This window comes from Streptomyces sp. NPDC057271, assembly GCF_042668715.1.
GTDB lineage: Bacteria > Actinomycetota > Actinomycetes > Streptomycetales > Streptomycetaceae > Streptomyces.
This window is the reverse complement of record NZ_JBHUYJ010000225.1, coordinates 1-2581: the sequence shown is the minus strand read 5'-3', so window position 1 is coordinate 2581 and position 2581 is coordinate 1. Positions and strand designations below refer to the sequence as shown.

Genomic DNA, 2581 nt, shown 5'->3' with positions numbered 1-2581 from the left:
CGCCGGCTCGATCGGGTGATCATCCGGTTCGCGGGTGATTCCGGTGACGGTATGCAGCTCACGGGTGACCGGTTCACGTCGGAGACGGCGTCGTTCGGGAACGATCTGTCGACGCTGCCGAACTTCCCGGCGGAGATCCGGGCGCCCGCGGGCACGCTGCCGGGTGTGTCGTCGTTCCAGCTTCATTTCGCGGACCATGACATTCTGACGCCGGGGGATGCCCCGGACGTGCTGGTCGCGATGAATCCGGCCGCGTTGAGGGCGAACATCGGTGATGTGCCGCGGGGTGGCGAGGTCATCGTGAACACGGATGAGTTCGCGAAGCGGGCGATGGCGAAGGTCGGGTACGACTCCTCGCCGTTGGAGGACGGTTCGCTGGACGGTTACCGGGTGCATCCGGTGCCGTTGACGACGCTGACGATCGAGGCGTTGAAGGAGTTCGGTCTGTCGCGGAAGGAGGCCGAGCGTTCGAAGAACATGTTCGCGCTCGGGCTTCTGTCGTGGATGTATCACCGGCCGACGGAGGGCACGGAGGCCTTCCTGCGGCGGAAGTTCGCATCGCGGCCGCGGATCGCGGAGGCGAACGTGGCCGCGTTCCGTGCGGGCTGGAACTTCGGTGAGACGACGGAGGACTTCGCCGTCTCCTACGAGGTGGCCCCGGCGACGAGGGCGTTCCCGACGGGCACGTACCGCAACATCTCGGGGAACCTGGCCCTCTCCTACGGTCTGATCGCCGCGGCCCGTCAGGCGGATCTGCCTCTGTATCTGGGCTCGTACCCGATCACGCCGGCGTCCGACATCCTGCACGAGCTGTCGCGGCACAAGAACTTCGGGGTGCGCACGTTCCAGGCCGAGGACGAGATCGCGGGTATCGGCGCGGCGCTGGGGGCGGCGTTCGGCGGCTCGCTGGCGGTGACGACGACGTCGGGGCCGGGTGTGGCGCTGAAGTCGGAGACGATCGGTCTGGCGGTGTCGCTGGAGCTGCCGCTGCTGGTGGTGGACATCCAGCGTGGTGGCCCTTCGACGGGGCTGCCGACCAAGACCGAGCAGGCCGACCTGTTGCAGGCGATGTACGGGCGTAACGGCGAGGCGCCGGTGCCGGTGGTGGCACCGAGGACGCCGGCGGACTGTTTCGACGCGGCGCTCGAGGCGGCCCGGATCGCGCTGGCCTACCGCACGCCGGTGTTCCTGCTCTCCGACGGCTACCTCGCCAACGGCTCCGAGCCGTGGCGGATCCCGGACATCGACGAACTGCCCGACCTGCGGGTGCAGTTCACCACCGGCCCCAACCACCGGCTGGAGGACGGCAGCGAGGCGTTCTGGCCCTACAAGCGTGACCCGCAGACCCTGGCCCGCCCGTGGGCGGTGCCCGGCACCCCCGGCCTGGAACACCGCATCGGCGGGATCGAGAAGCAGGACGGCACCGGGAACATCTCCTACGACCCGGCCAACCACGACCTCATGGTCCGCACCCGCCAGGCCAAGACCGACGGCATCGAGGTCCCCGACCTCACCGTCGACGACCCCGACGGCGCGACGACACTCGTACTGGGCTGGGGCTCCACCTACGGGCCCATCACCGCGGCCGTGCGCCGCATCCGCCGCGACAGGGGCGCGATCGCGCAGGCCCACCTGCGCCACCTCAACCCCTTCCCGCGCAACCTCGGCGAGATCCTCGACCGGTACGACAAGGTGATCGTCCCGGAGATGAACCTCGGCCAGCTCGCCACCCTCATCCGGGCGAAGTACCTCATCGACGCCCGCTCGCACACCCAGGTCAACGGCATGCCGTTCAAGGCCGAGGACCTCGCCTCGGCACTCAAGGAGGCCATCGATGAGTGAGACACTCCTGAACCTCGTGCCCAAGGCCGAAGCCGCCCAGTCCATGAAGGACTTCAAGTCCGACCAGGAAGTCCGCTGGTGCCCCGGCTGCGGCGACTACGCCGTCCTCGCCGCCGTCCAGGGCTTCATGCCCGAACTCGGCCTCGCCCGCGAGAACATCGTCTTCGTCTCCGGCATCGGCTGCTCCTCCCGCTTCCCGTACTACATGAACACCTACGGGATGCACTCCATCCACGGCCGCGCCCCCGCCATCGCCACCGGCCTCGCCACCAGCCGCCGTGACCTGTCGGTCTGGGTCGTCACCGGCGACGGCGACGCCCTGTCCATCGGCGGCAACCACCTCATCCACGCCCTGCGCCGCAACGTCAACCTGAAGATCCTGCTGTTCAACAACCGGATCTACGGACTCACCAAGGGCCAGTACAGTCCCACCTCCGAAGTCGGCAAGATCACCAAATCCACGCCGATGGGCTCCCTCGACGCCCCGTTCAACCCGGTCTCCCTCGCGATCGGCGCCGAGGCCTCCTTCGTCGCCCGCACCGTCGACTCCGACCGCAGACACCTCACCGAGGTCCTGCGCCAGGCAGCCGACCACCCCGGCACCGCCCTCGTCGAGATCTACCAGAACTGCAACATCTTCAACGACGGCGCCTTCGAAGCCCTCAAGGACAAGGACCAGGCACAGGAAGCCGTCATCCGCCTCGAACACGGACAGCCGATCCGCTTCGGCACCGGCCAG

2 protein-coding genes are annotated in these 2581 nt (G+C 68.4%); both read left to right on the top strand.

What is annotated here, in order from left to right; translation table 11 throughout:
- The coding region (locus ACFUJR_RS39070; protein ID WP_383451287.1) for a 2-oxoacid:acceptor oxidoreductase subunit alpha at positions 1-1842 on the top strand (1842 nt) is incomplete at its 5' end.
- Positions 1835-2581 (top strand): 2-oxoacid:ferredoxin oxidoreductase subunit beta (locus ACFUJR_RS39065; RefSeq protein WP_383165882.1); only part of this gene is annotated, 747 nt, incomplete at its 3' end. The genes ACFUJR_RS39070 and ACFUJR_RS39065, both read left to right, overlap by 8 nt.